We start from the raw sequence: 24,504 nt of genomic DNA, 5'->3' as shown, positions 1-24,504 counted from the left end.
AGGTCCTATTTTACATGTTCCATGAGACATGCCCGATGAAGCATGTCGAAGGACATCCACACGTATCGCCGGTCCACCGCTCCTAAGGAGGTTATCGTCATGTCCACCCGATCTTTCGCGCTCCCCCTGTTCGTCCTGCTCGCCTGCGGCGACCCCAAGGCCGACACCGACACGGCCGGCCCGGGCGGTGAGCCGACCGACGGCAAGACGACCCCGGGCATGTTCGACAGCTCGAGCTCGAGCGACGGCACCGCCAGCAGCGGCGGTCCGGGCACGAGCGGCGATCCGTCGCAGGGCACCAGCGAGGACCCGCCCGGCGTCAGCACCAGCACCAGCGGCGTCATGAGCACCACCATCCCCGACCCGGCCGACCTCGGGCCGGTCGAGTGCGATCCGTTCGCCGACGACTGCCCGGAGGGCCAGAAGTGCACCGGCTACGGCGACGGCGGCGACAACGGCTGGCACCAACTCAAGTGCGTGCCGATCGATCCGCAGCCGGACCAGGCCGGCGATCCTTGTACCGTCGTCGGCGCGGTCAACTCCGGCGTCGACTCGTGCGACGAGGGCCTGATCTGCTTCTGGGTCGACCAGAACCTGCAGGGCACCTGCGTGCCGTGGTGCAGCGGCAGCTTCGAGGAGCCGACCTGCGAGGACCCCGACGCCTTCTGCAACGTGTCCGGCGACAGCGTCCTCAGCCTGTGTCTCGGGACCTGCGACCCGCTGCTGCAGGACTGCCAGCCCGGCGACGCCTGCTACCAGCACCCGTCCCGGGACGTGTTCACCTGCGTCCCCGACCTCAGCCTCGACGAGGGCGAGCTGTTCGATCCGTGCGAGTACATCAACGTCTGCGACCCCGGCCTCGCGTGCTTGCCCGCGGAGCTCACGGCCGAGTGCGACCCGATGACCTACGGCTGCTGCGTGCCGTTCTGCGACCTCATCCAGCCGAACACCTGCCCCGGTGAGGGCCAGGAGTGCCTTCCCGCGCTCGCCGATCCGCCGCCGAAGTACGAGAACGTCGGTGTCTGCGCGCTGCCCGGGTGAGTGAGCGTCGGGCCGCGGCGATGCGGTGACTCGATCCCGCCGCGGCGTCGCAGCTCGCCGCGAGCGGCGTCGCGAGCTCGCTCGCTGGCGTCCTCGCCCTGCCCCTCGACGAGGCGCGCTACACTCGCGGTGGTGCGCACCTCGGCCGTCCTTCTCCTGCTCGCCTGCGCCTGCGCGGGCGCTCCCGTCGGCCCCGCGGGCACCACCGCCGACGCCGGCACGACCACGAGCGGCGGGCAGCGCTGGACCACAGAGGTGCAAGATCCGACCACCGGCACCACCGGCACCACCGGCACCACTCCCGTCAGCACCGGCGCCAGCGAGCCGGAGCTGCCGAGCGACGGCTTTCACTGCGACCCGCGGCTGCAGGACTGCCCGGCCGGCCACAAGTGCACCCCGTTCGCCGCCGACATGGGCGACGACTGGAACGGCGCGCGCTGTGTCCCGCTCGCCGCCGATCCGGCGGGGCTCGGCGAGCCGTGCGAGACCCAGGGCTACCCGCACAGCGGCATCGACGACTGCGGCCCCGGGCTGATGTGCTGGTACTTCGAGAGCAACGCCGACCTGCGCGGCCGCTGCCTCGGCCTGTGCGACGAGGACGACGGCTGCGTCGACCCCGACGCGCGCTGTTACGTGCAGCAGTCGGCCAGCTACCTCTGCTACCCGCTGTGCGATCCGCTGGCGCAGGATTGCCCGCCGCCGGCGACCCTGTGCGTGCGCTCGAGCAGCGTCGACGGCTTCATCTGTCGCTACGCGCCCGCGGGCGAGCCGGCGGGTGCGGGGGTGCCCTGCGCCGGCGAGACCGAGTGCGCGCCCGGGCACGTGTGTGATCCGGCCGACCTCGTGAGCGGCTGCGCGGGCGAGCGCTGCTGCGCTCCGCTCTGTTCTTTGAGCCAGCCGAACTGCCCGGCCGAGCTGCCACAGTGCCAGCCCTACGACGCCGCGCCGCCGCCCGAGTACGCCGACCTGGGGGTCTGTCGCGCCGCGTGAGGTCGCCGCCGCGCCACCCGCCGCGCGCGGCTGCGGGCCTGACGATCTGTCTCTTCGGCCAGCCGTGCCGCGCGGCCCCCGCGCCGCGATCGTGTTAAACTGCGGCCGCAATGATCGCCGGCATGTCGCCCATGGCCCTGCTCCTGAACGCCATCCTCGCGGCGCTGGCGGGCTTTTTGCTGGGCAACCTGTGGTACCGCCACCGCCGCGCCCTCGACCGCGACCGGGCCCGCTGGTCCGGCCTCGCCGAGCGGCGGGGCTGGCACCTCGTCGAGCGCGCCGGCGGCTTCGCGGTCATCGGCAACGCCGACCAGGTCGCCTTTCACCTCAGCCAGGGCGCCCTCGCCCACGGCGACCTCGGCGTGTTCCTCGAGGCTCGCATCGACCGCAGCCCATGGGTCGTGATCGAGGTGTTCGCCCTCAGCTCGCCGATCGCCTACACCGCGCGGCGCCCCGGCGACCGCGTGCGCACCGGCGACGACGCCTTCGACGCCCGCTTCGCCACCCACGCCTCGCCGCCGCGGCGGGCCGCTGCTCTGTGCGACGCGCCGCTGCGGACCGCGCTCGAGGGCCTGCCGCGCCCTTACCTGATGGTCCAAAACGGCATCGTCGTGCTGATCTGGCCGTGGGACAAGCTGCCGACCGACGCCCAGCTCGACGCGGCGCTGGCGGTCCTGCGGGCCCTGGCCGCCCACGCCGCGCCGGCCGGCACCTGAACCCGAGGGCATGTCCCTATGGGCAGGTCCCCGGCGACATGCCCTTTCGGACATGCCCCTCGGCACCTGCCCGAAGCGCCAGCCTCAGAACGGCTGCTCGGCGCTCAGCATCAGCCGCTGCGACAGCTGGTACAGCTCGCTGTCGCGGGTGACGAGGCGGGGCGAGTGGTCGATCACCTCGTCGAGCCCGGTCAGGATCGTCCGCGGCCCGCGGCAGCCGACCATCACGTCGCCCTCGACGATCGGCTGGCCCTCGAGGCCGCCGATCTGGGCCACGTCGGCGGCGCCGGAGCCGAGCAGGCCGGCCAGGGTGTTGTCGAGCGCCGTCGGGCTGCCGCCGCGGGCGATGTGGCCGACCGAGTTGATGCGCACCTCCATCGGGTGGCCGAGGTGCGACTCGATGGCCCGGTCGGACTCGAGCTTGTGCTTCAGGCCCTCGCACCAGTCCTCGCCGGCGCGGCGGCGCACGCCCTCGGCGACGACGATGATGAAGTAGCGGTAGTCGCGGCGGACGCCGGCGTCGAGCGAGCGGACGATGCGGTCGTGGTCCCAGGTCTCCTCGACCTCGGGGATGGCGACCACCGCCGCGCCGCCGGCGATGGCCGACTGCAGGGCCAGCCAGCCCGACGTGTTGCCCATGACCTCGAGGATGATCGCGCGGCGGTGCGACTCGATGGTGTCACGCAGCTTGCGGATGGCGTCGACCACGTTGTTGAGCGCGGTGTCGTAGCCGATCGAGTACTCGGTGCCGTGCAGGTCGTTGTCGATGGTGCCGGGGATGCCGATGACGCGGAACGGCCGGCGCGGGAAGTGCTGGCGGAACGCCTCGCCGATGATGCGAGCGCCGCGGAACGAGCCGTCGCCGCCGATCACGATCAGGTTGTCGACCCGCATCTGGTAGAGGTTGATGGCCGCGACCTTGAGGAAGTCGTCGCGGGCCGCCACGCGCTCGGCGTAGCTCGCGTGGCCCTCGGGCGGCAGCAGCAGCTCGGGCACGCGGCCGGTGCCGATGAAGGTGCCGCCGCGGTGGATGATGTCGCGGACCGCCCGGCGGTCGACGTTGCGATCGGACGACGAGTCGAGCCGGCGCGCGAGGCCGCGGAAGCCGTCGCGGAAGAACACGATCTCGCAGTCCGGGTCGCGCATCTTGAGGCAGCGAAAAGCGGCGCGAACGGCCGCGTTCATCCCCGGGGCGTCGCCCCCGCTCGTCAGAATTCCGATGCTCATTGGCTGCTCGTGGGCTGTCCGCCGCGCGGAGGCCGGAGTATACCGGAGCGGTGAGCGTCGCCCAGCGTGCCTTCGCCGTGGCCCTCGCCCTCGCGGCGTGCCGACCCGCCTACACCGTCCAGGCGCCCGCAGCCGGCGCCCCGTGCCCGGAACCGGCCCCGGCGGCGTCTGTCGCCGCGCCCGCGCCGCCCGCGAGCCAGGGCCAGGCGGTCTCCGCCTACCTGGCCGAGCACTACACCAAGCGCGAGGTGCGAATCCCGATGCGCGACGGGGTGCATCTTCACACGGCGATCTACATCCCGAAGGACACCTCGAAGACCTACCCGATCCTGCTGAAGCGCACCCCCTACAGCTGCAGCCCCTACGGCGCGGACAAGTTCCCCGAGCGGATCGGCCCGAGCCCGATCTTCCTGCGCGCCGGCTACATCTTCGTCGACCAGGACGTCCGCGGCGCGTTCATGTCCGAGGGCGAGTTCGTCAACATGACGCCGCACCTGGCCCAAAAGTCAGGTCCGAAGGACGTCGACCAGAGCACCGACACCTACGACACGATCGCCTGGCTGGTCGCCCACGTCGCGGCCAACAACGGCAAGGTCGGCCTCTACGGCATCTCCTACCCCGGCTTCTACGCCGCCGCCGGCATGATCGATCCGCACCCGGCGCTGGCGGCAGTCAGCCCGCAGGCGCCGATCGCCGACTGGTGGTACGACGACTTCCACCACCACGGCGCGTTCTTCCTGCCGCACACCTTCAACTTCTTCTCCTCGTTCGGCAAGCCGCGGCCGGAGCCGACCACCGAGTGGAACCGCCGCTTCGACCACGGCACCGGCGACGGCTACCAGTTCTTCCTCGACGCCGGTCCCCTGAAGAACCTGCAGGAGCGCCACCTGCACGGCGAGATCGCGTTCTGGAACGAGATGCTCGAGCACCCGAACCGCGACGAGTTCTGGCAGAGGCGCGACCTGCTGCCGCACCTGCGCAAGGTCGCCCCCGCGGTCATGGTCGTGGGCGGCCTGTTCGACGCCGAGGACCTGTACGGCCCGCTCAACATCTACCGCACCGTCGAGCACAACGACCCGAGCGCCTACAACATCCTCGTCATGGGCCCGTGGGGCCACGGCGGCTGGTCGCGCACCGAGGGTGAGCGCCTCGGCGACATCGAGTTCGGCGCCAAGACCTCGCGGGAGTACCAGGAGCGGCTCGAGCTGCCGTTCTTCGAGCACTTCCTCAAGGGCGTCGGCGCCCCGCCGAGCGGCGAGGCTCACCTGTTCGACACCGGGGCGAACACGTGGCGCAGCTTCCCCGCCTGGCCGCCGCAGGCTGGCGCGAAGGACATGTACTTCGGGGAAGGCGGCTCGCTGACCGCGGATGTCCCCAAGACCAGGTCCGGCTTCGACGCGTTCGACAGCGACCCGGCCCGCCCGGTCCCCTTCACCCAGGAGATCGCCAGCGGGATGACGAAGGAGTACATGACCGAGGACCAGCGGTTCGCCGCCCGTCGGCCCGACGTGCTGGTCTACGAGACCCCGCCGCTGACCGAGGACCTGACCGTGGCCGGCCCGGTCGATGCCGAGCTGTGGGTGTCGACCACCGGCACGGACGCCGACTGGATCGTCAAGCTCATCGACGTGCTCCCGGGCACCACCGGGGCCACCAGGGGTGAGCGCGACGAGATCAAGTACGGCAAGCTCGGCGGCTACCAGATGCTGGTCCGCAGCGAGGTGGTGCGCGGCCGCTTCCGCGACAGCGCGGAGAAGCCGGCCCCGTTCGTGCCCGGCAAGATGACGAAGGTGACCGTGCCGCTGCTCGACGTGCTCCACACGTTTAAGAAGGGGCACCGCGTGATGATCCAGGTCCAGAGCACCTGGTTCCCGCTGGTCGACCGCAACCCGCAGACCTTCGTGCCCAACATCTTCAAGGCCGAGGCCCGCGATTTTAAGAAAGCGACGCACAAGGTCCACCGCGCGGGCGCCCACGCCAGCCGGGTGCGCCTGCCGGTGCTCGGCGCGGCGCCGGCGGCGAAGTAGCGCGTACTCCGGCGGGCTCTCCGTGGGCGCGGCGAGGCCGACGGCCCAGAGGCGCGTCACGTGGGCGTGGCGCCGACGCTTCGCGCTCTCGGAGCGAGCCCGGTCCAGGCCGATGCGACATGTCCTGGTCGACATGTTCGATCGAGCATGGCCGATCGCGCATGCTCCCATGGACATGTCCATCCGCGCACGTCCTTCAGGTCCGCGCCTGGTCCGGCTCGGTGAGCTCCTGGCTCGCGTCGGCTGCGCCGATCTTCGACACGCCCGCGCGGTCGCCTTCTCAGCCTCGCGCCTTGCGGCCCGCGAACACGGCGAGGTGTCGCTCGCGCTCGGCGCGGTAGCGTCGCTTCAGCCGCACGGCGGCCGGAGCGATCGCCTGCGCCAGCGCTCCGCTCTCGGCCAGGGCGGCGACGCGTGGCAGGAACCGCGACACGGCGCGCACCCTCGCGCTGTCACGCGCCCGCAGGCGGCGGGCGTTGTCGGCGGCCCACGCGTCGTAGTCGAGCGCCGCCGCCAGCGCGAGCAGCTGCTCGATGTCGCCCTCGGTGAGGGTGAACTCGGCCAGGTACCTGCCGATCGTGCGGAAGTGCTTCTGCTCCGCGGGGAAGCCGGCCGCCAGCAGCACGAGCCCGCGGGCCAGCCCCTCGCCGAGCGGTGCGACGAGCTTGAGCGGCGCGTCGCAGGCGGGGCACGCCTCGGCCTCGGTCCGTGGGCTCTCCGGCGGCCCCGGGCGCACGCTCCATCGCGTCCCGCACACGTGGCAGCGGACCCGCCCGCGCGGGCGCTCAGCCACGCCTGTCCCCGGCGTCATGCCCGTTCGGACATGCCCGATCGCACCTGGTCATACAAACCTGCCCTTCCAGACAGCCCAGCTCACGCCCGCTTCTTGAGCACGAAGGTGGTCTGGCACCACTCCGGCTGCGGCGCCGCCAGCGGGGCCGCGACGCGCGGCCGGGTGTTGCGGGCGACCGTCTTGGTCGTCAGGTCCATGAAGCAGGTGGTCACTGCGATCCCGCCGGCGTCGGCGGGCGCGAGTTTGATAAAGGCGACCGTGTTGCTGATCTCGGTGCCGAAGTGGTACGCGCGCAGGTTCGGCGGGCCCGCCGGGCCGCCGGGATAGGCCAGCGGGAACGTCAGGAGCCCCTTGTCCTGCACGTCGAACGCCTGGGCGCCGATCGACTCCATGGTCGGGATCATGCACGCCGGCGAGCTGACGAGCTCCCACACCTTGCGGTCCTTGGCGGTGTCGAGCTCGAGCAGGCGGCTGTGGTGGACGTCGCCCGAGAGCACCAGCACGTCGTACGGCGCGTTCGTCAGGGCCCGCCAGATCCGCGAGTACTCGGCCGAGAAGTCGGGCGGCTGGTAGTCCATCCAGTTGCCGCGCGCGATCCACAGGGGCTGGCCGAACAGGGCGATCCCCGGCGCCTTCAGGTTGGCGGCCCAGCGCTCGAACGCCACCAGCTCGGCCTCGCTGGTCATGCGCGGGCTGGCGGTCTTCATGACAGTGCGGCCGGCTCGAAGGTCGAGCGCGAAGCACGACACCGGCGGGATGTCGAAGCGGTACGACAGGCCCGAGCGCGCCGCGGGCGGCGGGTTCAGCACTGACTGGAACAGCTTGAGCGAGCCCAGGGCCGCCGCGGTGTAGTCGGCGCGCGCGTTCGCCATGCTGCGCGCCAGGTGGATCTGCCACTCCGGGTAGTTGTTCCACAGCTCGTGGTCGTCCCACAGGCAGAAGGTCGGCAGGTACGACAGCACGTCGGCGTAGCCGCTGCGCCAGTAGTACTGCAAGTAGCGCCCCACGGTCTCCTCAGCGCCGCTGCGGGCCTGCCCGGGCGCGGCGCCGACGTCGACGTAGATGTTGTCGCCGACCAGCAGCTTGGCCGCCAGCGGCCCGTAGCTCGGCGCCGACTGCAGCACCTGCAAGTAGTCCTTGTGGCGCCCGAACGCCTCGTAGTAGCAGCTCGCCAGCGCCAGAGAGATGCCGGCCTTCGGCAGCTCGGCGGGGAACGTCTTGACGTGGACCGGCCGCTCGCTGCCGGCGCGCAGGTGATAATCGGCGCCGGGCCGCAGGCCCTCGGCCTCGCACACCCACAGCGACAGCCCCGCCTTGCGGATGTGTTGATCGATGCGCGAGTCGCCGGCCGCGTGCGCGCGGATCTTCAGCGCCGGCGCGGGACCGCCCTGCAGCGCCTCGATCGTCAGGGCGGGCTGCGCGTCGCCGCTGGCGATCACGAGCGCGCGCAGGCGATCGGTGCTGACGGCGCCTGGGATGATGCGGACCGGCACGGAGGGCTCTTCACCCCACGGTAACGCAGGCATCGCGACGGCTCAACCGCGGACTTGCCTGCTCATGCGACGTCGTGGCAGACGAGGGATCATGCCGGCGATCGTCCGCGAGGGTCAGCGCGTGGTCTTCGACGAGCTCGGCCGCAGCGGGGCCCGCGTCGTCGTCCTCGCCCACAACTTGCTCGCCCACCGCGGCAGCTTCGCCGCCGTCGCCGCGCGGCTCGCCACGCGCGCGCGCGTCGTCAACGTCGACCTGCGCGGCCACGGCGACAGCCACGGCACCACCCGCGCGTTCTCGACCGCCGATCTGGCCGCCGACCTCGCCGCGGTGCTCGGCACGCTGGCCGCCCGCGACGCGATCGTCGTCGGCACCTCGCTCGGCGCCGCCGCGGCCGTCGAACTGGCCCGCGTGCGCCCCGAGCTGGTCGGCGCTCTGGTGCTCATCGCCGCCAACCCGTACGCCGCCAGCGCGCGCGACCGCCTGACCTTCGGCGCGCTGGCGACGATCCTGCGCACGCTGGGCCCGCGCCCTGTCCTCACCAGCATCCTCGCCGGGCTGCACGCGCCCGACGCCGCGGCCGACGTGCGCGGCACGACCACTGCCCACCTGCAGGCGATGGACCGACGTGACATGGCCCGCGCGGTGAATGCCTGGGCCTCGCGCCCCGCCCTGCTCGACGAGCTCGGCGGCCTCCGCCTGCCCACGCGCGTGGTCGTCGGCGGCGCCGACTCGCCGGCGCTCGCGGCCGCGGGGCGCGTCGTGGCCGACAAGCTCGGCGCCGAGCTGCGCACGATCGCCGGCGCCGGCCACACGGTCCAGGCGGAGCGCCCGGCAGAGGTCGCGGCGATCGTCGAGGAGCTGCTCGCCGAGACAGGTTCTTAAAAACATGTCCGATGCGAAATGTTTTGAAGGACATGCTCTTCGAAACATGTCCTGAACGACCGCCAGGCGGCGCGGCCACGGGGCGCGGGACCCGGCAGCCGGGGCTCACCAGGTGGGCGGAGGCAGCGGCGCGCCGACCTGGAAGCGCGGGGCCCCGGTCGCCTGATCGACGGCGAGCAGCATCCCGGGCTTGAACACGTACAGGGTCTGCGACGGCGAGCCCGGGTGCGAGGCGAGCAGCAGCGACCGCGCGTAATACCAGTTGTCGGCGAAGGTGGGCGACACGTTGGGCAGATCGCCGCGCCCGATGCTACGCGCCCACTGCAGCTCGCCGGTGCGCGCGATCGAGGCCACGATCTCGGTCACCTCGGTGCGCGCCTCGACCTTCTTGGCCTCGAACGAGGTCGACGACGGGTTGTTCTGGACGGTCACGCCGCGGTACGCGGTCCCGTTGAAGAAGGCCCGCGGCCACGACAGCTCGAAGCCGGTGATCGAGGGGCTGAAGTCGATGGCGTCCGCCGAGTTCGGCAGGCGCACCTGCAACCAGTCCTCCTCCTGGCGGAACGCGACGTCGCTGATATGAAGCAGCACCGATCGCTTGGGATCGCCGTCGGTGGTCCGGAGGTCGGAGCACCACGCGTTGCCGACCCGCTTATACTGCGACTTGCTGTACCTGCCGCAGAGCTCGGGCGGATAGCCGCGGACGTTATCGTCGGCCGCGTACGGCGTTGGATCGGCGTGGGCGTTTTGCAGCGGGCTGATGATCCTCAGCTCGCTGGTGGGGTCGCCCGCGTGCAGGCAACCCGCGGGCCGATCGCTGCGGACGTCGGCCAACACCCCGGCGGCGCTGAGCATGATGCCGCCGTCGCGCTCGTCGGCGATGCCGATCCAGAAGTTGCCGTCGACGAGGCACGCGGCGCCCGTGGCCGGCGGGACCTGCGGCGGGAACTCGCCGGACTTGACCGAAGCGCCGCCCTCGGCGACGAGCATCCACGTGCGGTTCCCGGCCACGAGGTACGCGCCGGGGCCGGCGAGCGTCAGCGCCACCGCCGGTACGCGCTCATTCACCGCCCAGCCGTTCTTGCGCACGAGGTCGGCCGGCACCGGGCCGGTCGCGGCCTGCCACAGCACGCGACCCGTGGCCTCTTCGAGCGCGACGAACTTGCCCTCCGCGCCCTCGTGGATCCACCCCGCCACCTTGCCGTCGGCGGTGCGCGCGGGGATCGAGGCCCAGAGCGCGCCGGGCAGCACGACCGGCGGCGGATCGAGGGCGGGCACCGACCAGGTGTCGACGACCGGGCCCTTCAGGTAGGTTTCGCTGTAGCTCTCTCGAAGCATCAGCGGAACCACTACTGCCCAGGTCGCACAGAGGATGCCGCCGCCGATCAACAAGTTGCGCGAGCTTCGCTTCACGGCCGCGACTATAGCGGCGACGCGCGCGCGAGAGGGCGCAGCGGCGAACGCGGCGCAGATCGGGGGCGCTTTTCGCCATGTCCGCGCGGTCAGGTCGTCACCGAGCGGGACGCAGATGTCCGTTCGGTCAGGTCGAGACCGCGCACGCGCCGTCTACCTCGGCGCAGCGGTTCATGTCCGATCGGACAGGAGACGACGGCGTCCGGTGGGAGCCTCGCGGCGAGGTACTCCCTCCATGTCCGTTCGGCCAGGCCTCGCCCGCGCGAGCCGACCTCGGTGAAGCATTTCCTGTCCGTTCGGACAGATCAACGACCGCGCCCCGGGGACGTATCTCGGAGAGGGGCTCTCTCCGACCTTTCGGCCAGATCATGCGCCGCCGCGCGTCCGTCCTCGCCCCCATCACATGTCCTTCGCGACATGTCAGCGCAAGCGACCGGCGAAGCTCGCGCGCCGGTCCGCACCACCTGTCCTTCAGGACATGCAGCCCGGCGCGGAGCTCAGGCCGCGCGCGCGAGCCGCTGGATCAGCATGCGCCGCTCGGCGCTCACGGTCGGTCGGCGGAGGAACTTGACCATGTCGTCGAGGCCGGCCAGCGTCAGCTGGAACATCGGGAACACCCGCGCGATCTCGGCGATCGTGCCCGAGCGCCACAGGCTCGGCTGCTCGGGGTTGAGCCACACCGAGCGCGGGAAGCGGTCGGCGATGCGGGCCAGCCACGTCAGGCCCGAGGGGCCGCGGTTCGACTCCCACCAGTCGCCGCTCGTCATCGTCAGCTCGCCCGGGTGCATGTACGCGTCGCCGACGACGATCACCGTCCACTTGTGGTCGAGCTCGCGCAGCAGGTTGCTCGTGAGCACCGGCTTGCGGAACTGGGCGTCCTCGTAGACGCGGCCGTACACGCAGTTATGGAAGTAGTACGAGCGCAGCTCCTTGAAGCCGCCGCCCTGGTGGGCCGCGCTGAACAGGCGCGACACCAGGTGCGCGTGCGGGTCCATGCTGCCGCCGACGTCGAGCAGCAGCAGCGTCCGCACCTGGCTGTGGCGCTCGGGGGTCAGCACGACCTCGATGTCGCCGCAGTTGCGGGCGGTGGCGTCGATCGTCTCGTCGAGGTCGAGCTCGAGCTTGCCGTCCTCGCGCGACAGCCGACGCAGGCGCCGCAGCGCCGCGGCGATCTGGCGGGTGTCGAGGACGACGTCCTTGCGGAACTCCTGGAACCGCCGCGCGTCGGCGACGGCCAGCGCCGAGCGGCCGCCGCCCTGCCCGCCCACGCGGATGCCGGCCGGGTTCTGCCCGCCCTGGCCGAACGGCGAGGTGCCGCCGGTGCCGACCCACGTGTTGCCGCCGTCGTGGCGCTCCTTCTGCCGCTTGAGCCGATCGAGCAGCTCCTGCCGCAGCGTCTCGAGGTCGAGGGCCTTGAGCGCGGCGAGGGTCGCCTCGTCGAGCTCGGCCAGCGCCTTCGGGTCCTGCAGCCACGCCTCGACGCCGGCGAGGAGCCCGCGCAAGTCGGCCTCGACGCCGCGGAAGACCTGGCCGAACACGCGGTCGAACTCGTCGTAGTGGACCTCCGACGAGACCAGCAGGCAGCGCGCGACCTGGTAGAAGCCGTCGAGCGAGTTCTGATGGAGGCCGCGCGACAGCGCGTCGAGCAGCGCCAGCCAGTTGTGAGTGCTGACCGGCACGCCGCGCGAGCGCAGCGCGTAGAAGAACTCGAGGAACAGGGCGCCGCCGGGCGATTCGTATGGCGTTGCGAACATGTCCTCAGGAACCTGTCCTCGCCTTCAGGCGGCGGCCGACGTTGTCGATGTCCTGCTCCTTCTTGAGCAGGGTGCCGAGGAAGGGGATCTTGGCCCCCAGCAGCTTCGCCGGGTCGATCCCCGACAGGCGGAGCGCCGACAGCCAGTCGATGAGCTCGCTGGTGCTCGGCGGCTTGCGCAGGCCCTCGACCGCCCGCAGGGTGTAGAACGCCTCGAGCGCGCCGGCGAGCAGCTTGTCCTCGACGTCCGGGTGGTGGACGCGGACGATTCGCGCCATGAGCGCCTTGTCGGGGAACTCGATCCAGTGGAACACGCAGCGGCGCAAGAAGGCGTCGGGCATCTCCTTCTCGTTGTTGCTGGTGATGATCACGATCGGCCGCTGACGGGCCGCGACGACGGCGCCGGTCTCGGGGACGGTGAACTCCATCGCGTCGAGCTCATGGAGCAGGTCGTTCGGAAACTCGAGGTCGGCCTTGTCGATCTCGTCGATGAGGACCACGACCCGCCGCTCGCTGGCGAACGCGCGGCCGAGCGGCCCCATGCTGATGTAGCGAGAGATGTCGCGCACGTCGCCGTCGCCGAACCGCGAGTCGTGCAGGCGCCGTACCGCGTCGTACTGATACAGTCCGTCGACCGCTTTCGTCGTCGATTTGACATGCCAGCGCTCCAGTGGACACTCGAAGAAATTGGCGATATCTCGCGCCAGAAGCGTCTTCCCGGTGCCGGGCTCGCCCTTGACGAGCAGCGGCCGGCCGAGTGCGACCGCGACGTCGACGGCGCGCGACAGTTCGGGAGAGACGATGTACTCGGAAGTCCCTGAGAAGCTCTGCACTTCCGAAGAGCTTGGCACAACCCCCGCCCCGATCATGTCCGCCCCCCCCGTACGAACCTCACGCCCCGCCTGGCTGGCTGCCCTCGCCGGCCTCGCGCTGCCCATCGGTCCCACCGCCGCCCTGCTGACGTTCGGGCCGAGCTGCGACGAGGACGGCGACGAGGACGCGTACGTGGCGGTCGGCCGTCCGGGCGCCGTCCGCGAGGCCGCGCACGCGGACGACGAGCCCTGGGCCGAACCCGGCGACGCCCCATCGGAGCCGCCGCGCCCGGCCGCCGCGCCCGGCGAGGCGCCGAAGGTGGCGACGCCCGAGGTCGTGACGCGGCCGCTCCCGCTCGGCATCCGCGGGGCCGCGCGGACCATCGTCGTCTACGCCGCGCCGCGCCACGGCAGCGACATGCGCGGCCGCATCGACGGCGGCAGCACCTTCTCCGTGTTCGAGCTGGTCTCGGGGACAGATTGCCCCGGCGAGGGCTGGGCCCGCGTCGACCACGACAGCTACGCCTGCCTCAAGAACGCGGTGGCCGACGACCGCGAGCCGGTGCTGCAGCCGCTGATCCCGGAGGGCCTGCTGGTGCCCTTCATCTACGCCAAGCCGCGGGCCGATCGGCAGGGCAACCTGCTGGTCGAGGTGCCGCGCTACAAGAGCAAGTTCGCCCTGACGCAGGGGGCCGAGCCGCTCGAGATCCTGGCGGCCAATCATCAGTACGCGTTCGTCGAGGAGATCCAGATCCCCGGCCACGGCAAGGTGATGCTCGACGGGGCCGAGCAGGTCGTGCCGCTCGAGGGGCTGAAGTTCGAGAAGCCGAGCGAGTTCTCCGGCCGCGAGCTGACCGTGCGCCCGATCCCGGCCGGGCTCGCGGCCGCGTGGACGGTCTCCCGCGAGGCGGTGTTGCGGCGCCAGCCGAGCCTCAAGGCCGCGCTCGACGGTCAGCTCGAGTACCACCAGGCGCTCGACGTGAAGCCCGAGCCGCTGCGCGGCGGCGGGGCGCGGTGGTTCGAGATCCCCGACCACTTCGGCCCCGGCGTGTCCGCTTACGTCGAGGCCGACAAGCTGCGCCTATGGGTCGACGGCCCGGCCCTCGACGACATCCGCGACGACGAGACCTGGGTCGACGTCGACGTCGGTCAGCAGACGCTGGCGGTGATGCGCGGGCAGCAGCCGATCTTCGTGACCCTGGTGTCGAGCGGCACCGGCCACAAGCCCAACACCGCCACGCCGCGCGGGGTCTACCGGATCCGCAACAAGCTCGCCTACGGGCCGATGCGCAACCGCGCCGAGGACGCCGAGGACTCGCCGTACCACGTCGAGGCCGTGCCGTGGGTGCAGTACTTCTTCCGCCGCTTCGCCCTCCACGGCGCGTACTGGCACGACGGCTTCGGCCACCGCAAGAGCCACGGCTGCGTCAACCTGTCGCCCCGCGACGCCCGCTACGTGTTCGAGCGCACCGGCCCGCAGCTGCCGCCCGGCTGGATGACGGCCTACGAGCACGGCGACCGCCCGGGCAGCGTGGTGCGCGTGCGCAAGGGGCTGGAGCCGTCGCCCGACCGCCGGACCGAGGTCGAGCCCGCCGGCGAGGACGAGGTCCTGGTCGCCCGCGCCGAGCCGCCGGGTGTCTGATCGGGCAGGTTCTCGAGGACAGGTTCGACGCGACAGGGCCTCGGGGACATGTCTCCGGGGGCATGGCGCGAACGACAGGTTTACCCCACGCTGAGCCGTGCGGTTCCGGGGCGCCCGGCGCGGCGACGGCTGCTGCGCGCGGGGACATGTCTCTTGCGACATAAACGAAGAGCCCTGTCCACCGGGACAGGGCCCTCTCGCGGCTCACGCTGCGGCACGCCGGCCGCGTAACGCTCACTTGGGCGGCGGCGGGAGGTCGCCCAGACCCTCGCGCGGCGGCTTGCTCGGCTTGATGGTCTTCTTGGGCTCTTCCTTGGGCGGCTCCGGCTTCGGCGTCGTCTTCTTCGGCGTCGTCTTCTTCGGCGTCGTCTTGGCCGGCTCGGGCGTGGGAGTCGGCGTGGTCGCGGGCGGCGTGGTCGCAGGCGGCGTGGTCGCCGGCGGCGTCCCGGCAGCGGGCGGCGTGCCCGCGGCAGGCGGCGTCCCGGCAGCAGGCGGCGTCCCTGCGACCGGAGGCACACCCGCGACGGGCGGCGTGCCCGCGGCGGCGGCGGGATCGACCGCGGCCGGCGGGGTCCCGGCGGTCGCGGCGGGCGGCGGCGTCTCGGCGGGCGCGGCGTTGACGGTCTCTTCGGTGGCCTTGCCGCCGAGGAACGCGGCATAGGCCGCGCCACCGCCGACGACCAGCAGGCCGACGAGCACGATCAGCCACGAGGGCATGCCCGGGCTGAGGTTGCTGGCCATGCGCTCGGGTCGCTCGCGCGACAGGTCAGGCATGCTGTCGAGGCTGCCGACGAAGGTGCGTCCGCCGGCCTCGGGCTTGGCGTGGGTGCCCGTGAACTCGAACACGGTGCGCGAGCCGCCGGTCTGCAGCTCGTCCATGCGGGCGTTGCCGGGCGGCGGCGGCACCGGACCCGACTGCGGGTGATGGTGGGCCTGCTGCACCGGCTGCTGCGGCACCTGTCCCTGGGGATAGGCGCCCTGCGGGTACTGGCCGGGCGGCGGGTACTGACCGGGCGGGTACTGGCCCGGTGGATACTGCCCCGGCGGGTACTGGCCGGGGTGCTGCTGGGCGGCCATCGGCACCTGTCCCTGGGGATAGGCGCCCGGCGGCGGATGCTGCGCCTGCGGGTACGGCTGTTGCCCCGGCAGCGGCGCCGCGCCCGGGTGGGGCTGCGCGAGGACCCGGGGAGCTGCACTGCCACGCCGAGCTGTGCGGGCACGTACTGCGGCTGGGCGGGGTTCTGCGAGCTGCCCAGCGGTACAGTGGAGGACGGCGGGTGCTGATTCACAGGCGAAGACTCCTTGGGCCGGAGCGAGTGTGCCACGCGGGCGCTCCCTGAGCGAGGAATCCGCGACCGAGGCCGGACGCGCCAAGGCGCGCGCGACTTTTGCTAGGCTCGTCCGCGATGCGTGAGTCAGGCGGACGTTTCATCGCCATCGAGGGGATCGACGGGAGCGGCACGACGCTGCAGACGCGCGCGCTGGCGCATTGGCTCCGACAGCGCGGCCACGAGGTGCACGAGACCCGCGAGCCCAGCGGCGGCGCGATCGGCCGGCTTATCCGCGAGCGCCTCCACGTCGAGGCCGAACCCATCGATCCCGCGGCGCTGGCCCTCCTGTTCGCGGCGGATCGCCTCGAGCACATCGCGCACGAGATCGATCCGGCCCGCCGCCGCGGCTGCGTCGTCGTCTCCGATCGCTACCTCCTGTCCTCGCTCGCGTACCAGTCCCTCGACTGCGATCTCGACTGGGTCCGCTCGATCAACCACGCGGCCCCGGCGCCCGATCTCTACGTCTTCCTCCGCGTGCCCGCCGAAGTGGCGTTCGCCCGCGTCCAGCGCCGCGCCGCCGAGGGCGCCGCCGTCAGCGAGCGCTTCGACGCGCTCGAGCTGCAGCGCCGCGTCGCCCGCCTCTACGACGCGGCCCGCGAGCGCGGAGACCTGGGCGAGATCGTGGTTTTGGACGGCACTCTGCCCCCCGATCAGGTCACGGCTCAGATCGGCGAGGTCTGCGCCCAGCGCGGGCTGTAGGCGTGGCCGGCCCCGGGCGACTGCCGTCAGCCGCGAGCGCCGGGATCCGCGAACCCGGCGTATCACCGGCGCATGGGCGGGCCGACCAGGTTGCGCGGCGCCACGCCCGCGGACTACCATGCCGCCGATGATCGACTACGCCGTGCTGTGCAGAGCCATCGAGGACTGGAAGGCGGGCAACGCCCTCAACATCCCTGTGTCGAGCCCCACGCCGGTCGCCACCGAGTCGGTGGTCGACAACTACGAGGGGGTCGAGGCCGAGGCCGAGGCGGACGAAGAGATCGTCGACACTGATGTCGACGCCGGCGAGGGTGAAGGCGAGGTCGAGGGTGAGGGCGAAGTCGAGGTCGTCGAGGGCCAGCAGCAGGACCGCACGATCGTGTACCAGCTGCCGGAGATCGACGAAGAAGAGCAGGCCTGAGCACGCGTCTGGCCGAAGGAGCATGTCCATAGGGGCATGTCCTCGGGGACATGTCGGAACGGACCTGAGATGAAGGGCCTGTCCACGAGGACAGGCCCTTCGCGCTCGAGGCGAGCTGTAGATCGACCGGCGCGCTCGGGATTTTGAGCCGGCATTTGCGGGTGACACGGCCCGAAGATGAACGGCGGTCGGGATATGCGGTGAGAGGCCTTCGCAGCCGCACAGACTGGCGCTCGAGCTCGGCCCTGAGGTCGCTGCTGCGGGGCGAAGATTTACAGATCTTCGTCGTCGCCCGCCGCTGCAGAGCGAGATCGTGTCGCTGTGCGCGCCGAGCCACCGACACAACCCGCCACGACGCTAAAGTCGAGCGGTCAAAAGACGCGAAGCTCGAGCGGCCGAGGACGCACGGATGTACGCCGAAACGATGGAGCGACGCGTCGCCATGAGCGCAACGGTCGAGCGATGCGCCGCCATGAGTGCGAAGGTCGTGCGGCCGAGAGGCTGCACTGCACGAACGCGAGGGTCGAGCAGTCGAGAGACCCGCACCGCCACGAACGCGAAGAGGCGCCCGGCATGGCCTGCCGGACGCCCCTTCCCTGGCCTCGTGTGGGCTCAGGAGCTCGTCAGCGCCATCACTGCGACCGCGGCGATCACCAGCACCACGATGACGATGATCAGCACCTTCGAGCCGCCGCCTGCGCCTTCGGCCGCCTCGGCGGTGGCGAACACCGACTCGGGCGGGGTCGAGGGCTGCGCGGCCGACACCGTCGGCTTGGCCGGCTCGGACTGCGGCTTGGACGGAGGCGTGAGGCCGCCGAAGTCGAAGCTCGAGTTGCCGGCGAAGCTCGGCAGGTCGGGCGGCGTCTGCGGGGCCGCCTCGGCGGGCGCCGGCGCCTCGGCCTCGGCGCTGCGGAAGCGCGAGCCGAACGAGGTCATCTCTTCTGTCCCTGGGGACAGGTCGGCCGGCGCCTCGCTGGCGCGCGGACGGGCCTGCGGGGCCCCTGCGGTCGGGGCGAAGGCGACGACGGTGCCCGAGTCGGTGGTGACCTGGCCGTCGTAGAACTCGGGGTCGGCGGCCGCAGGCTCGGCCTTCGGCTCCTCCTTGCCCTGCAGCTCGGCCTCCATGAACATGGTCCAGCCGCGCGAGCTCGGCGCACCGCCGGCGGCCGCAGCAGCCGCCGCGGGGGCCGGCTCCGCCTTCTCGGGCGTGGGTGCGGGCGCGGGCGCAGCGGCCGGCGGGGGCACGCCCGGCAGCGAGTCGTTGAGCTCCTCGAGCATCGTCCAGCCGCGCACTGTCGGGCTGGCGGGCGCCGGGGCGCTGGCCGCCGCGGGCGTGGTGACGGCGAGCGTGGCCGGATCGGCCTCGGGCTCGTCCATCAGCATCGTCCAGCCGCGCGTGCTCGGCTTGACCTCGCCGCTCGCGGCCGCGGGCGCGGCGGCAGCCGCCTGAACGGGCGCGGGGGCCGGCGCAGCCACGGGGGCCGGTGCAGCCACGGGGGTCGCCACCGGCAACGCACCGCCGACCGGCACGCCGGGCGCCGGGGCGCCGCCGGACTCGCCGTCGGTCGCCTCCATGAACATGGTCCAGCCGCGCGTGCGGGGCTTGGCGCTCTGCGTGCCCGCGGTGGCGCTGGGGGCCGCGGCGGGCGGCGCCGACAGGTTGGGCGCCGACAGGGTCGGCGGCGCCACGCTCGGCGGGGCGAACGTCGGCGCAGCCACGCTCGGCGGCGCGACGCCCGGCGGCTTGCCGATCGTCGGCGGTCCCAACAACGGCGGCGCGCCGATCTTGGGCCCGACCGACGGCGGCGCGCCGAGCACCGGCTTGGCGGCCGGCGGCGGCGTGGCCGCGGCGGGTTCAGGGGTGGGCGTGGCAGCCCCGCTGGGGGCCGCGCGATCCGGATTGAGCGCGTCGGGGTCGTTCATAGGGTCGTCCTGCTCGCGAGGGTCGCGCGGGAAGTCGCGGACGATGTCGCCGAGATCGCCGAGGAACTTGGACAACGCCGGCCGCGCCTTGGGATCCTTCGCCAGGCCCGCGAACAGCGGCGCCGGCATCGAGGTCTCGAGGGGAAGACTGGCAGCGTGCTGCAGCAGCGCAGTGCCCGTGTCCTCTGTCGTGAACAGCGACTGGCCCGCGAGCAGGCGGTACGTCAGCGCCGCGAGGTTGTACACCAGCGTGCGCTCGTCGATGTTCTTGCCCTCGACCTGCTCGGGCGCGATGCAATCGATGGCGCCGAAGCTGACGCCGCCTTGCGGATCGCCGACGGCGAAATTGAACAGGCGGATGTCGCTGCCCTCGCGCAGGATCGAGTCGGCCCCGAGGTTGCGGTGGACCACCCCGACCTTTTGCGCGGCCGCCAGCGCGGCGGCGACGTCGTGGACGATCTGCGCGACCTCGGCCGGAGGCAGGCTGCCCGCGCTGGACAGCGGCACCCCGGTGAGGCGCTCGTGGACCTCGTAGATCCCGCCCTGCGACATTTTGCCGGTGTCGATCACCCGCACGATGAGGGGCGACTGGACCTTCTCGAGCTGGCGCAGCTCGCGGAGGCTGCGCTCGAGCGCCACCGGCGAGACGAAGCAGCCGGCCGCGTACACGCTGACCTCCACCTGACCACCGCTGAGGTCCGTGGCCTCGTAGGTCACGCTGCCGCCGCGCTCTCGCACCACCGCGCCGAGGGTGTACGTCCCGTCGATCACTGTTCCCGGTGAGAGAGTTGGCGCGCCGGTCGTCGCTGTCGTCATGGGTTCTCCAGCAGGGAGGGAAGTCGCGCTCCGAGACTATGCGCTGCTAGGTAGTTGATCAAGCGCACAGCGGGCCCGGCGCCCGGCGCCACGGCGACCTTCGCATGGTTCGTTCGCGACGAAAACCACGAGGCCGTGCGACCCCGCCCGTGCACCCCCACGAAACCCGTCTCGTTCGCGGTTCCGCACCCGTTCCGTCCGATCGAGGAGATCGGGCGACGGGCGCAGTGAACCGCGAACGGCCGTGGAAGGGCACCGGCGGCGTCGCCGCGGCGATCTCGCGCGCGCAGGCGTGCGCCTGAGTTCTGCAGGGCGAGCGGCGAGCTCAACCCTTCGCCGGCGCGGCGCCCTTGGGCGCCGCCTTGCCGGGCTCGCCGAGAGCCGCGAACAGCTCCGTGGCGGACAGCGTGCTGTGCTTGCCCAGCTTCATCTTGCGAGCATGGCCAGCGTTCTTGTTACGACGAGCGCGCTTGCGCTTGGTGACTGCAGTGAAGGAAGCCATCGCGGAGGTCCTGTTTGCGGGAGGGCGGAGGGATAACCGGGCTTATCGGGCTTGTCAACCGCGCGCACACGGGGCCTGCGCCCGCCGGCCCCCCTGCCCGCCCGGTGCTTTTGGCTCAATCGGCGCGTGAGAACACCCGCTCCACCGCCAGCACGCCGGTGATGTCCCGCAGCGTCGCCATCAGCGACGACAGCTGCTTGAGGCTGCGGACGGTGGTCTGGAAGGTGTTGATGGCGCGCCGGCCGCTGTCGTAGGCGCGGCAGTTGGCCTGCTTGATGTTGATCCCATGGTGCGAGAAGGCCCGGCTCATCTCGGCGAGCAGGCCGACGGTGTCGGTCGTGCGGACCTCGAGGGTGACCGGCCCGTCGATCTCCAGGCCCGACTCCCAGGCGAGGTGGAGGCGGCGCTCGGCGATCCGGCCGAGCGCCTCGGGACAGCCCTCGACGTGGGCCGCGATGCCCTTGCCCGGGATGAAGTAGCCGATCAGCGGATCGCCCGGCAGCGGCGAGCAGCACGGCGCCAGCTGGATCATCGGCGCCCCGCTGGTGCCGGCCTCGATCCGCTCGCGCGTGACCAGCAGCGGCGAGCCCGGAGCGCCTTGCCCGGGGGCCAGGCGGCCGAAGCCCGGCAGCTTGGGCCCCGGCTTTTTGCCGGACATCCGCCGCAGGACGCGCTTGAACAGGTTGTCTTCTTCGTCGGCGACCGGCGCCAGGGCGTCGGCGACCACCGCCGGCGTGACCTGCCCGGCCCCGAGCGCCTCGTACAAGCCATCCTCGCTGCGCAGATCCTTCGGCAGATCGAGGTCGGCGATCCGGCTCGCCATCTGCCCCTGGGCCTCGAAGTCGGACAGCTTGCGCCCGCGCCCGGCCAGCTCCGTGTCGAGCAGGCTGCGGCCCAGGGCGCGCAGCCGGCCGCGCTCCTGCTGCCGCAGGTACTGCTTGATCCGCGCCTGCGCGCGCGAGGTCTGGCACATCTTGAGCCACTCCTTGCGCACCGCCGGGTTCGGCGTGGTGATGATCTCGATCGTGTCGCCCTGCCGCAGCTGATAGCGAAGCGGCACCATGTGGCCGTTGATCCGCGCCGCCGAGCAGTGGTTGCCGAGGTCGGTGTGGATCGCGAACGCGAAGTCGATCGGCGTGGCGCCGCGCGGGAAGGTGTGGATGTCGCCCTGCGGGGTGAACACGAACACCTCGTCGGCGAACAGGTCGGCCTTGACCGCGGCGATGAACTCGTGCGGGTCGGATACCTCGCCCTGCCAGTCCATCAGGCTCTTGAGCCAGGTCAGGTTCTGCCAACCCTTCGAGCCGGCGCGGTCGCGGCGCCACTCGGAGACGATGCCCTTCTCGGCGACGTCGTCCATGCTCTCGCTGCGGATCTGCAGGGTCAGCCGGACCCCGTGGGCCATCACCGCGGTGTGCAGCGCCTGGTAGTGGTTCTGCCGCGGCAGCGCGATGTAGTCGCGGAAGCGGCCCGGGACCGGCGTGAAGCGGCCGTGGACCACCCCGAGCGCGGCGTAGCAGCCGGCGCGGTCGCGGGTGATGATGTGGAAGGTGACGAGGTCCGAGACCTGGTCGACGCCCTCGTCTTGCTCTTCGGACAGGCGGTAGACCTGGTACGGCCGGCGCACGCTGGCCCGCACGCTGGCCCGGCCGAACAGCCCCTCCGGCCACTCGACGCGCTCGTCCTCCGGCTGGTCGCTCGGCGCCGGCGCTGGCGCGATCGCCCCGGCCGGGGGCAGGAACGCGGCCTGCAGCTCGGCCAGGCCGCGGGCCACGAACTCGGGCGCGCCGGCGAACAGGCCGTCGATCTTGCTCTGCACGCCGTCGTAGATGGCGGGCTCGAGGTAGCGGAACGACAGGTCCTGCAGCTCGGTGCGGATCCACTGGATCCCGAGCCGGTTGGCCAGCGGCGCGTAGATCTCCATGGTCTCGCGGGCGATCCGCTGGCGCTTGTCGCCCGGCATGTGCTCGAGGGTCCGCATGTTGTCGAGCCGGTCGGCGAGCTTGACCAGCAGCACGCGGATGTCCTGGCTCATCGCCAGCAACATCTTGCGGAAGCTCTCCGCCTGCTGCTCCTGGCGCGACAGATACGGCACCTTGCCGAGCTTGGTCACGCCGTCGACGATGCTGGCGATCTCGCCGCCGAACTGCTCGGTCAGATCGAACACCGAGAGATCGCTGTCCTCGACCGCGTCGTGCAGCAGCGCCGCGACCACGCTGCTGGTATCGAGGCCGAGGCGGGCGATCGTCTCCGCGACCCGCAGCGGGTGCGTCAGGTACGGCTCGCCGCTCTTGCGCACCTGGCCGGCGTGGCACTTCTCCGCCAGGGCGAAGGCCTTCTCGACCGCGCTCGTGTCGGTCACGCCGTGGTCGCGCAGCTCGGCCAGCAGGGTCGTCACGCTCGGCTCCGACGGCCGCTCACAGGCAGTCTCGCTCACGCGCCCTCCTTGCCGGCGCCGCTCGCCCCGCGGGCGATGCCCAGCACCTGTTGCCCCGACAGCACCGCCTCGGCCGCGCTGCGCTGGCGCGCGCAGCGGTGGCCCTCGGCGATATAGATCGCCCGCAGCGCGGCGTAGGCGCGATCGAGGTCGTCGTTGACGATCACGTAGTCGTACTCGCCGTAGTGGCTGAGCTCGTCGCGGGCGACCCGCAGGCGGCGCTCGATGACCTCCGGCGCGTCGGTGTTGCGGCCCTGCAGCCGGCGCTGCAGCTCGCCGAGCGACGGCGGCAGGATGAACACCAGCACCACGTCGCCCGGGAAGCAGCGCCGCAGCTGGCGCCCACCCTGGAAGTCGATGTCGAACAGCAGGTCGGTGCCGCTGCCCAGCGCCTCGCGCACCAGCGAAGCCGACGTCCCGTAGTTGTTGCCGTGGACCAGCGCGTACTCGGCGAACTCGTCGCGCGCGGCCATCGCCGTGAAGGCGTCGCGGTCGACGAAGAAGTACTCGCGCCCGTGCACCTCGCCGGCGCGCGGCGACCGCGTGGTGTACGAGACGCTGAACTGGATCTGCGCGAACTCGTCCCGCAGGCGCCGGCAGAGGGTCGTCTTGCCGGCTCCAGAAGGGCTTGAAACAACGAGCAGCAAACCTTTGTAATCACTCGACATTCTGAACCTGTTCACGAATGCGCTCCACGTCCCCCTTGGCGGCGATGACGAGCGCGGAGCCGGCGTGGCTCGTGATCTTGCTGCCGATCGTGGTCAGCTCCCGGAACAGCTCTTGCGCCAGAAAATCCAGGACCTTGCCCTGCCCGACCTGGGCCGGGGCGTCGAGGGTCGAGCGCAGCTGACCGAGGTGGCTGTCGATGCGCGCGAGCTCCTCTTCAATGTCCCCGCGCTGGACCAGCGCGGCAACCTCCTGGGCCAGGCGCTCCGGCGGCGGCGGACTCACGCCGGCCTTCTCGCACAGCGCCGCGACCCGCTCGCGCAGGCGCGTCAGCAGCCGCTCCGACTCGCCGGCGCGGGCCGTCTGCAGCGCCTCGGCGTGGCCCTGCAGCGCCCCGGCGAGCTCGCGCAGCGCCCCCTCGAGGGCCGCGCCCTCCTGCTCGCGCATGGCGCACAGCGCATCGAGGGCCAGGTCGACGAGGCCGTCGAGCTCGGCAGGCGCGGTGGACGGGGCCTCGCCCGCGCCGCCGCTGCGAGCCGCGAGCAGGCGCAGGACGTCGAGCGCGGTGAACGGTGAGAGCACGCCCGAGCCGATGGTCTGCGCGTGGACCTCGATCTGCCGCGCCTGCGCCAGCACCTCGGCGACGCGCTCGAGCTCCGCGGGCCCGAGCGCGGCGGCCCCGAGCGCGGCCTGCAGGTGGACGTAGACGTCGACGCGACCGCGTCGCAGCCGGGCCTCCACCTTGCGCCGCAGCGCGTGTTCGGCCGCCGCGCCGAACGGCTGGCGGATCTTCACCTCGAGGAAGCGCTGGTTGACGGAGCGGAGCTCGACCCCGAGCCGCATCGGTTGTCCGGCGATCTCGGTGACGCAGCTCGTCGCGCCGAACCCTGTCATGCTGCGAAGCGGCACCTCTGCTCAC

Annotated in this window: 20 protein-coding genes; 8 read left to right on the top strand and 12 right to left on the bottom strand. The window is 72.0% G+C overall.

What is annotated here, in order from left to right; genetic code table 11:
• Positions 1-99: 99 nt before the first annotated feature.
• From OV090_RS26015 to OV090_RS26005, 3 genes are all read left to right on the top strand, one after another.
• On the top strand, positions 100-1,041 hold the full coding sequence (locus OV090_RS26015) for a ribulose phosphate epimerase (RefSeq protein WP_267707310.1): 942 nt from the start codon (positions 100-102) through the stop codon (positions 1,039-1,041).
• 132 nt (positions 1,042-1,173) lie between these two features.
• On the top strand, positions 1,174-2,031 hold the full coding sequence (locus OV090_RS26010; RefSeq protein WP_267707309.1) for a hypothetical protein: 858 nt from the start codon (positions 1,174-1,176) through the stop codon (positions 2,029-2,031).
• A gap of 122 nt (positions 2,032-2,153) precedes the next feature.
• Complete coding sequence (locus OV090_RS26005; RefSeq protein ID WP_267707308.1) at positions 2,154-2,747, top strand: hypothetical protein; 594 nt, start codon at positions 2,154-2,156, stop codon at positions 2,745-2,747.
• 84 nt (positions 2,748-2,831) lie between these two features.
• On the opposite strand, the gene OV090_RS26000 is transcribed toward OV090_RS26005, so the two are convergent.
• A complete protein-coding gene (locus OV090_RS26000) occupies positions 2,832-3,974 on the bottom strand; it encodes an ATP-dependent 6-phosphofructokinase (protein ID WP_267707307.1) in 1,143 nt (380 codons plus the stop codon).
• 50 nt (positions 3,975-4,024) lie between these two features.
• On the opposite strand from OV090_RS26000, the gene OV090_RS25995 reads away from it, so the two are divergent.
• Positions 4,025-6,001, top strand: coding sequence for a CocE/NonD family hydrolase (locus OV090_RS25995; RefSeq protein WP_267707306.1), 1,977 nt, complete (start codon positions 4,025-4,027; stop codon positions 5,999-6,001).
• A gap of 280 nt (positions 6,002-6,281) precedes the next feature.
• Here OV090_RS25995 and OV090_RS25990 read toward each other — a convergent pair whose 3' ends face one another.
• Both OV090_RS25990 and OV090_RS25985 read right to left on the bottom strand, forming a co-directional pair.
• On the bottom strand, positions 6,282-6,812 hold the full coding sequence (locus OV090_RS25990) for a hypothetical protein (protein WP_267707305.1): 531 nt from the start codon (positions 6,810-6,812) through the stop codon (positions 6,282-6,284).
• A 62-nt stretch (positions 6,813-6,874) separates the two neighbouring features.
• Entirely contained in the window at positions 6,875-8,287 is a 1,413-nt protein-coding gene (locus OV090_RS25985) for a hypothetical protein (protein ID WP_267707304.1), read from the bottom strand.
• A 91-nt stretch (positions 8,288-8,378) separates the two neighbouring features.
• On the opposite strand from OV090_RS25985, the gene OV090_RS25980 reads away from it, so the two are divergent.
• Positions 8,379-9,170 carry an alpha/beta hydrolase gene (locus OV090_RS25980; protein ID WP_267707303.1) on the top strand — a complete coding sequence of 264 codons (792 nt, stop codon included), beginning with the start codon at positions 8,379-8,381 and terminating at the stop codon, positions 9,168-9,170.
• Positions 9,171-9,275: 105 nt separating this feature from the next.
• On the opposite strand, the gene OV090_RS25975 is transcribed toward OV090_RS25980, so the two are convergent.
• The 3 genes from OV090_RS25975 to OV090_RS25965 form a co-directional block, all read right to left on the bottom strand.
• Positions 9,276-10,583, bottom strand: coding sequence for a hypothetical protein (locus tag OV090_RS25975; RefSeq protein WP_267707302.1), 1,308 nt, complete (start codon positions 10,581-10,583; stop codon positions 9,276-9,278).
• Positions 10,584-11,080: 497 nt separating this feature from the next.
• Complete coding sequence (locus OV090_RS25970; RefSeq protein ID WP_267707301.1) at positions 11,081-12,337, bottom strand: VWA domain-containing protein; 1,257 nt, start codon at positions 12,335-12,337, stop codon at positions 11,081-11,083.
• Positions 12,338-12,341: 4 nt separating this feature from the next.
• Positions 12,342-13,205 (bottom strand): MoxR family ATPase, encoded by an 864-nt coding sequence (locus tag OV090_RS25965; RefSeq protein ID WP_346660402.1) that lies wholly within the window; start codon positions 13,203-13,205, stop codon positions 12,342-12,344.
• On the opposite strand from OV090_RS25965, the gene OV090_RS25960 reads away from it, so the two are divergent.
• Entirely contained in the window at positions 13,204-14,790 is a 1,587-nt protein-coding gene (locus OV090_RS25960) for a L,D-transpeptidase (protein WP_267707299.1), read from the top strand. The two genes, OV090_RS25965 and OV090_RS25960, sit on opposite strands and share 2 nt — an antisense overlap.
• 234 nt (positions 14,791-15,024) lie before the next feature.
• Here the strand turns inward: OV090_RS25960 and OV090_RS25955 are convergent, their stop codons facing one another.
• The gene (locus OV090_RS25955) at positions 15,025-15,867 is read right to left on the bottom strand and encodes a hypothetical protein (RefSeq protein ID WP_267707298.1); all 843 of its coding nucleotides are present in this window, start codon (positions 15,865-15,867) and stop codon (positions 15,025-15,027) included.
• Between the two features lie 329 nt (positions 15,868-16,196).
• Here OV090_RS25955 and tmk point away from each other — a divergent pair, with 329 nt between their 5' ends.
• Both tmk and OV090_RS25945 read left to right on the top strand, forming a co-directional pair.
• A complete protein-coding gene (tmk, locus tag OV090_RS25950) occupies positions 16,197-16,820 on the top strand; it encodes a dTMP kinase (protein ID WP_267707297.1) in 624 nt (207 codons plus the stop codon).
• Between the two features lie 127 nt (positions 16,821-16,947).
• Positions 16,948-17,241: a hypothetical protein gene (locus OV090_RS25945; protein WP_267707296.1), complete on the top strand. Its 294-nt coding sequence runs from the start codon at positions 16,948-16,950 to the stop codon at positions 17,239-17,241.
• Positions 17,242-17,853: 612 nt separating this feature from the next.
• Here the strand turns inward: OV090_RS25945 and OV090_RS25940 are convergent.
• The 5 genes from OV090_RS25940 to OV090_RS25920 form a co-directional block, all read right to left on the bottom strand.
• Complete coding sequence (locus tag OV090_RS25940; protein ID WP_267707295.1) at positions 17,854-19,980, bottom strand: hypothetical protein; 2,127 nt, start codon at positions 19,978-19,980, stop codon at positions 17,854-17,856.
• Positions 19,981-20,305: 325 nt separating this feature from the next.
• Positions 20,306-20,482: a hypothetical protein gene (locus OV090_RS25935; protein ID WP_267707294.1), complete on the bottom strand. Its 177-nt coding sequence runs from the start codon at positions 20,480-20,482 to the stop codon at positions 20,306-20,308.
• A 115-nt stretch (positions 20,483-20,597) separates the two neighbouring features.
• Positions 20,598-22,919, bottom strand: a complete 2,322-nt coding sequence (locus tag OV090_RS25930) for an HD domain-containing protein (RefSeq protein WP_267707293.1) — start codon at positions 22,917-22,919, stop codon at positions 20,598-20,600.
• Positions 22,916-23,587, bottom strand: coding sequence for a guanylate kinase (gmk, locus tag OV090_RS25925; protein WP_267707292.1), 672 nt, complete (start codon positions 23,585-23,587; stop codon positions 22,916-22,918). Before gmk ends, OV090_RS25930 begins: the two co-directional genes overlap by 4 nt.
• Positions 23,577-24,479: a DUF1732 domain-containing protein gene (locus OV090_RS25920; RefSeq protein ID WP_267707291.1), complete on the bottom strand. Its 903-nt coding sequence runs from the start codon at positions 24,477-24,479 to the stop codon at positions 23,577-23,579. Before OV090_RS25920 ends, gmk begins: the two co-directional genes overlap by 11 nt.
• Between the last annotated feature and the right edge of the window lie 25 nt (positions 24,480-24,504).

The sequence above is a fragment of the Nannocystis sp. RBIL2 genome (assembly GCF_026626745.1).
Lineage (GTDB): Bacteria > Myxococcota_A > Polyangia > Nannocystales > Nannocystaceae > Nannocystis.
The sequence above is the reverse complement of the archived record's forward strand: the minus strand, read 5'-3'. Positions and strand labels throughout refer to the sequence as shown.